This is a genomic window from Psychromonas aquatilis (assembly GCF_038155185.1).
Taxonomy (GTDB): domain Bacteria; phylum Pseudomonadota; class Gammaproteobacteria; order Enterobacterales; family Psychromonadaceae; genus Psychromonas; species Psychromonas aquatilis.
The window spans coordinates 1-211 of the sequence record NZ_JBAKAZ010000433.1 but is presented as its reverse complement, the minus strand read 5'-3'; the positions used below and the strand labels follow the sequence as shown (position 1 = coordinate 211).

General features: G+C 36.5%; 1 protein-coding gene. It reads left to right on the top strand.

Annotation, left to right across the window (positions count from 1 at the left end):
* Positions 1 to 211: TonB-dependent receptor plug domain-containing protein (locus V6256_RS16070; RefSeq protein ID WP_341599195.1), on the top strand; the 211-nt coding region annotated here is incomplete at both ends.

Below are 211 nucleotides of genomic sequence, written 5' to 3'. Positions count from 1 at the left end.
GTAAACAAAACTCTTATATAAACCCAGTAGTAAGCACTGCTACTAAGAGTAATGTAGATCCTAAAGATACACCGTTTACGGTAAATGTGATTAACCAGCAGTTTTTACATGATATCCGTGCGGAATCTTTATCAGATGCATATGGTTATACAACAGGATTGAGCGAATCAGGTACAAATGCCGATAGCTTTAGTTTACGTGGTATAGATAC